This is a genomic window from Microvirga tunisiensis, from assembly GCF_009296175.1.
In the GTDB taxonomy this organism is placed as follows: Bacteria; Pseudomonadota; Alphaproteobacteria; order Rhizobiales; family Beijerinckiaceae; genus Microvirga; species Microvirga tunisiensis.
Genome location: NZ_VOSK01000373.1, coordinates 1 through 5,459, shown reverse-complemented (window position 1 = coordinate 5,459; position 5,459 = coordinate 1). Strand labels below are relative to the sequence as shown.

Sequence of the window (5,459 nt, the reverse complement as noted above, 5' to 3'; positions counted from 1 at the left end):
TTTCCGTTTCAGGGGGCGTCTCCGCACGCTCCGTACAAGGTATTTCCATGAGCCGACAACCGCTTGTTCTGCTTGTTCCCGGAGATCGATTGGCTGGCATGACAACGGCCAGCAGCTTAGTGAGCTATGGCTTCGAGATCCTCCTGGCCAGCTCTGTGGAGGAGGCAGAACATCTGCTTCGGACGAATGGGCGCATCAGTGCTTTGGTCATCGATACCGACCTCGGGCAGGCTGGCATCAGTCTCTCGTTAGCCAAGGACGCACGTGTATCCGATCCCGAGCTCAAGGTGATCTATACGTCACGAATGCCATTCAGATTGAGGGATGCCGAGAAGGTCAGCGGGGCTCCTTGCGTGCGCACGCCGTATCGTCCGCACCAACTTGCCGGTGTGATCACCCAACTCATTCGACGCCAGGCAACTGAGGAAGCGGAGGCGTACGCGGCGTAAGCACATAAGAGCAAGTGCGAACCTGCAGCGTCTGACCCGGAGAACCGGAGGTCTGGGAACCGGGGAATGCCACCGCGCGTAGTCTCCGGCTTCCGTTGTCCTGTTCCTGGATGTGCATGACACTTGCCCTTTCTGTCCGCCAGCCCTTTGCTTGGGCCATCTTTTACGCCGGTATGGACATCGAGAACCGCGATTGGCCAACCCAGCACCGCGGACGCATTCTGATCCATGCTCCAGGAATCGTGCGGCGGGACGACTATGCTTTTTTCGAGCACGCATGCCGCAATCCGGAGCACTGGCTATGCCGGGCGGTGATGTTTGGTGGAGGCTTGCCGAAGAGGCAGGATCTCCTCAAGGGAGGGATTATCGGCGAGGTGGAGATCGCCGACTGCGTCACCGAGCATCCATCGCCCTGGTTCGCCGGCCCCTATGGATTCGTGTTGCGCGGTGCCCGCGTGCTTCCCTTCAAGCCGCTGCCTGGTTCATTACGCTTTTTCGACGTCGATGAGTGCTGCTGTAGCGGCCACTTATGATCGGCATTCTCTGAGCACCTTTCGAGCCCCCAAAGCCGTATGCGCCCGGTCCTGCCAATGGTTCAGTTGTGTTCAGGGCGGGCATGGACTTTCTGCTCACCATCCCCAGCGCGAAAGCGGGGGCGATCTGTTGTTCCATGAGATGTCCATACGCGCTCGGCAGCATTCTGCACAGCGCGTGCGGCGTCGGCGAGTTCCTGATCTGCTCGAGCGGTTGCCCGGCTCTCGACACTCTCCAGCACCAGCATGACTTGAGTACGCTTGTCAGACGGCAAAGCCATCAGAGTCGCCTCCAGATCCGAGGGAGCGCCAAGGGGGGCATCCAGATGCCGTGCCATGGCATAGAGCCGCTCCAGGATGATGGTGAAGGCCCTCGATGCTGCAGGCGGAGTGGGTTGGGGAAGTGTTTGCATGGATGCCCTTGCAGGTTCTCGGCGGACAGCTTGAACAGCCGCTCTTCGTCGTTGGTCTGGCCTGATCTGTCAGGTCGAGCCAACATAACGCCAAGCTTCGGCCAAGGTTCCGGCTCCGAATGCAGATCTTTCAACTTGAGCGATTGAGCGAAGCAGAGTCGTGCGAAAGACCTGCTCGCCGATCTTTGATTCCTGAACGGCGCCTGAAAGCGTTATTCGGATTAAGGTCATTCCACCCGCGCCATCATGCTTAGTTGAGGCACCCTGCATTGAGCATCCCCATGAGGAGGAGTTGATGTTGAGGTCATCACTGCGACTCGTTGCATGTGGGCTGATCGCTCTTGGCGCAGTGCATCCCGCTGCGTCCCAGCCTGTTCAAGGAACGCCGGTCGAGACAGGCGGGCCACGCCCGCTCCCGCCCGAGAAGCAGAAGATGATCCTGGATCACGTGAAGCGTTCCACGGATCTGCCGCAAGCCAGCCTGAGCGAGCCTGTTCGTGTCGGAATGACGATCCCGCCGGAGATCGAGCTTCTGGGATTGCCCCAAGACGCTGCAACCACTGTCCCAACCGTCACGACCTACAATTACCTGATTGTTGGAGACCAGATCGCCATCATTGAGCCGGAAACCCGAAAGGTGATCCAACTCGTCAAACGCTAGCCGCGCTGTTGAGCGCACTGCGTGCAACCTGTTGCGCTTGCAGTGGCTCGCCCTGTCCTGGTCGCGTCAACCCGCTTTAGGAAACAGCACGACTGTTCCGCCCGCCACATCTGCCTCGTCCACCGCTGCATGTGCGGCTCTGGCGGCTTGGGCTCTCTCGACGCATGACCGCACATAGGACACCAGAGTTTCGCTGGGGCAGGGTTTGGCCAGGAAAGCAGCTCCCGGCGGCAGGTCTCCCTCCCGTGGCCACTCCCGTCCTGATGTGATCAGGATTTCGGTGCTGGGCCAGTGCTCATGAACTTGGCGGGCTAGCTCGTAGCCGTTCACGCCCGGTGGCATTTCCACGTCAGAGAGAAGAACGTCCACCTCAACGCCAGCCTGCAGGACCATTAGGGCCTCTTCAGCATTGGCCGCTTCCACAACCCGGAAGTTCGCGTCCACGAGAATGTCGGCTGTAACCAACCGCACCAGCGGCTCGTCCTTGACCAACAAAATGATACCCAAAGACTGATTGGACATGGGGCTTATCAAAATAGACGCATGGCGAAGTTGAACGCACCTGCCACGCTTTGGTTCCTCTCCCTCTGATCGTCACTTCTACGTCGGAGCACACGGCGTGCCAAAAAGCCAAGTATCATCGTTCCGTCTCAAGGGACAAATCGGCACACTTCCTGCGGAGAACCGGTCGGGTTGCCGCACGTTATTGGCGCATTGAGTAGCGTAAGGGGTCAACATGAGTGCTGCATCGGTCACGGCGTTCCCGCGCCGGGTTCCTCCCGCCATTCTGGTTGTTGAAGACAATGTCCTGACGCGCTCCGCCATCAGCGATGAATTGCGAGCCCACGGGTTCAAGGTCTTGGAAGCCAGTTCAGCCAGTGATGCTATTACGGTGCTCGATACGATGCGTGTTGATCTTCTGTTCGTCGATATTCACTTGCCGGGGGAACAGGATGGCTTAGACGTCGCCCGCCACGTGCACGCTCACGGCATGCCTACCCAAATGATCCTCACCTCGGGCATATCGGACGCCTCAACGATCCCGGACCTTGGCACTCTCGGCGTGTTCATCCGCAAGCCTTACCTGATCTCACGGGTGCTCGCTCTCGTCAGCCACAGCCTCAACTGGCCGGACGCACCAGACGCTTGAAACCTGGAACAAAGGCTAAAGCGTGGCGATTGGTTTTGCATGAGCCATGCATCCACCAACCTGACGCCGCAATCTGACCCACCCTCTCACGCTATCCTCGTCGTTGAGGACGAGGTGCTGGTTCGTCTGGTCATCGCTGACTACCTGCGCGAGTGCGGCTACAGGGTCTACGAGGCTGTCAACGCCAGCGAAGCGGTCGAAATGCTGCAAGCTCCTGAGGTGACGGTCGATATTGTGTTCAGTGATGTGCAGATGCCTGGGGACATGGATGGGTTCAGCCTGGCACGTTGGATCCGGAACAACAAGCCGGGTGTCCAGGTAATCCTGACGTCTGGGGTCGAGCGGTCGGCCGACATCGCGGCAACACTCTGCGAGGCGGGGCCTCTGCTGGAGAAGCCATATTCGTCTCAGAACGTGGTTGACCGGATCAAGCAACTCGTAGCGAAGGCGCAACGATCCTGATTCAGCAGTGAGGAGCCCTCCACGTGCTCCCGTACAGCCACTCTGCTCAGGCACACGGAACCAGGTTGGGGAACGTTCGTTGCCAATCCTATGAAGGTCAAGCCGCGTGGTCCGATCCTCGATCAGCCTGTCGTGCTCCTGGTGGAGGACGAAACCCTCGTGCGTCTGACCCAGGTAGACATCCTGCGTGAGGCTGGCTTCTGGGTACTGGAGGCAGAGGACGCGGATGAAGCCTTTGAGATGCTCAGGCGGCGGAAGGATGTGAGCGTCGTTCTCACAGATGTCGATATGCCGGGTTCACTCGATGGCTTCGAATTTGCACGTCTTGTGTCGCAAGGCTGGCCGGATCTCGGAGTCCTGGTGATTTCCGGCAAGGCTTTTCCGGATGATGGGGATCTTCCACCATCGGCAGTGTTTGTAGCAAAGCCAGTGTACCCTGATGTTCTCGTGGAGCACCTTAATCATCTGATCGCCCGCTCCCACCCGGTTGGATAGAGGTGCCAGCGCACAAAGCACCTCCCGACAGGTAGCCGACCAGATGCATGACACCGGCCTGTGGGAGCGGAGGAAGCGTCTCGGATGTCTCATTCCGCGCCCCAGGTAGGTTCAGTTAAAAAGAAGGGAGACCAGCCGTGGCTGACGATCAGTCCTCAGGTCGCAAACGACCTGCCAAAGATCCCGAAACGCTCGTGGCGTCAGCCGTCAGTCAGGAGCAAGAAGCCGCTGCGCTGGCATCCAAGGCGGCTGAGCTGGAAGCGAATGGGAAACTGTTGGAGGCCAAGCTCTTGGCCCGCGCCTCGCGGCATCGTCGAGTCGAAAGCCTCAAGGTGCGAGCCGTCGCTGCTGCTACAAAGAAGGTGCCGTAGGATCAGATTTCATTGACGGCAGGCGGCTTTGCTTTTTGCCGGAGGGGGAAGATCCAGCAGGGCGCGATCTCACAAATCTCATCGGATGAGGCGATGGATTTTTGAGCATTCTTGGGGCCCGAACAAGAATTGCTCCCAAACACACGGTAACTTAGTACGTAGCAAGAACGTGAACCGGCAGAGCGACCGGAAGACGCCCACAATGGCTACATACAGCTTTCACCTTGGTGTCTGGGCCGTTATCGAGCGCGGAAAAATGGATTGGGCGGCGTACTTCTCCCCACAGTTTCGTCTGTGAGAGAGGAGCGCCATCAGGATAGGTTTGAGATAGCAGATTAACGCAATAGTCTCAAGCAAGTACCAGATCGACGTGAATATCATCGTTCTTCACGCTGAGTGGTTAGTTCGCGAGCCTTATCGAAAGGGTTGCCGATCCGTTCTAACTAATCGTGTTAACAGGAACTGCTCTTGTTCTGATCCCCATCTCGTGAATGGCTCGGATGAGATCTTGGACCCTGCAGGGATCGAGGTGTCGGATCTTGAGAGCGCCAAGGTTCAAGCGCTGCAAGCTGTCGGCGAGTTGCAATGCGAGCTTGGTGAGATGGTTGGGGATTGGAGCGGCTGGCACCTCAATATCGTCTGCCCTGAAGGAACCCTCCTGTATACTTTGCCGCTCGGAACGACACTGCACTGAGCTCCCCTCTCGACTGGACGGGCACGCTCAAGAACAATGTAATGTACCGGCCATCATGATGATTTTGCCTGGAACTTCGGGTGCGCTCGTCGAATTAACCTGCGTTAAAAAAGCAAATCAAAAATTTGGCCCCTGCGGGCCGAACTCAGGGACAAGCGCCCTCGAAGGTCAGTAGCAAGTCAACGGCAGCGAAGTCAGCTGGCGGGCGCGGTGGATTGCCCGCCAGACGTG

General features: G+C 58.3%; 10 protein-coding genes. 8 read left to right on the top strand and 2 right to left on the bottom strand.

The window, feature by feature from the left end; translation table 11 throughout:
- Together FS320_RS36995 and FS320_RS36990 are read left to right on the top strand one after the other, a co-directional pair.
- Window positions 1-449, top strand: a 449-nt coding sequence (locus tag FS320_RS36995) for a response regulator (protein ID WP_210252236.1), incomplete at its 5' end; no start/stop codon positions are given.
- 116 nt (window positions 450-565) lie between these two features.
- The gene (locus FS320_RS36990; protein ID WP_152717301.1) at window positions 566-982 is read left to right on the top strand and encodes an ASCH domain-containing protein; all 417 of its coding nucleotides are present in this window, start codon (window positions 566-568) and stop codon (window positions 980-982) included.
- Between the two features lie 62 nt (window positions 983-1,044).
- On the opposite strand, the gene FS320_RS36985 is transcribed toward FS320_RS36990, so the two are convergent.
- Window positions 1,045-1,395: a hypothetical protein gene (locus FS320_RS36985; RefSeq protein WP_192926387.1), complete on the bottom strand. Its 351-nt coding sequence runs from the start codon at window positions 1,393-1,395 to the stop codon at window positions 1,045-1,047.
- A 295-nt stretch (window positions 1,396-1,690) separates the two neighbouring features.
- Between FS320_RS36985 and FS320_RS36980 the strand changes: the two genes are divergently transcribed.
- On the top strand, window positions 1,691-2,056 hold the full coding sequence (locus tag FS320_RS36980) for a DUF1236 domain-containing protein (protein ID WP_152717300.1): 366 nt from the start codon (window positions 1,691-1,693) through the stop codon (window positions 2,054-2,056).
- Window positions 2,057-2,122: 66 nt separating this feature from the next.
- Here FS320_RS36980 and FS320_RS36975 read toward each other — a convergent pair whose 3' ends face one another.
- Window positions 2,123-2,578, bottom strand: a complete 456-nt coding sequence (locus FS320_RS36975; RefSeq protein WP_152717299.1) for a response regulator — start codon at window positions 2,576-2,578, stop codon at window positions 2,123-2,125.
- 214 nt (window positions 2,579-2,792) lie between these two features.
- Here FS320_RS36975 and FS320_RS36970 point away from each other — a divergent pair, with 214 nt between their 5' ends.
- From FS320_RS36970 to FS320_RS36950, 5 genes are all read left to right on the top strand, one after another.
- Window positions 2,793-3,206 carry a response regulator gene (locus FS320_RS36970; protein WP_152717298.1) on the top strand — a complete coding sequence of 138 codons (414 nt, stop codon included), beginning with the start codon at window positions 2,793-2,795 and terminating at the stop codon, window positions 3,204-3,206.
- 39 nt (window positions 3,207-3,245) lie between these two features.
- On the top strand, window positions 3,246-3,668 hold the full coding sequence (locus tag FS320_RS36965; protein ID WP_152717297.1) for a response regulator: 423 nt from the start codon (window positions 3,246-3,248) through the stop codon (window positions 3,666-3,668).
- A 90-nt stretch (window positions 3,669-3,758) separates the two neighbouring features.
- Complete coding sequence (locus FS320_RS36960) at window positions 3,759-4,163, top strand: response regulator (RefSeq protein WP_152717296.1); 405 nt, start codon at window positions 3,759-3,761, stop codon at window positions 4,161-4,163.
- Window positions 4,164-4,300: 137 nt separating this feature from the next.
- Entirely contained in the window at window positions 4,301-4,534 is a 234-nt protein-coding gene (locus FS320_RS36955; protein ID WP_152717295.1) for a hypothetical protein, read from the top strand.
- A 487-nt stretch (window positions 4,535-5,021) separates the two neighbouring features.
- Window positions 5,022-5,228, top strand: coding sequence for a DUF6894 family protein (locus FS320_RS36950; RefSeq protein ID WP_162003482.1), 207 nt, complete (start codon window positions 5,022-5,024; stop codon window positions 5,226-5,228).
- The last annotated feature ends 231 nt before the right edge of the window (window positions 5,229-5,459 follow it).